At 41.4% G+C, this 251-nt stretch carries 1 protein-coding gene; it reads left to right on the forward strand.

The genetic code is table 11. The features are described 5' to 3' along the window. Positions 1-251: hypothetical protein (locus tag AAEY75_RS16345; RefSeq protein WP_352260205.1), on the forward strand; the 251-nt coding region annotated here is incomplete at both ends.

The following is a 251-nucleotide window of genomic DNA, read 5'->3' on the forward strand; positions in this document are numbered from 1 at the left end:
GTGTTACATGCTCTGCAACTAAAAGGCATTGATGGCCATTACGGTAATCAACGTAAAACCATTATTTTTAGTTTTGGCGCTGTTAGCCGAGGCGCTATTTATGCATTAAAAGCTCATGGTTTTAGAGATATTACAATTTGTATACAGCGCCCCGATCATCAAGTGCGTGAAGAAGTACTTGATTGTCATTATGTTAAAGTACGCCCAGGCATTGAAGGCGAAGCTCGTATGATAGTGGTTGAGCACGATGG

This window comes from Psychrobacter sp. TB55-MNA-CIBAN-0194, from assembly GCF_040309505.1.
Lineage (GTDB): Bacteria > Pseudomonadota > Gammaproteobacteria > Pseudomonadales > Moraxellaceae > Psychrobacter > Psychrobacter fozii.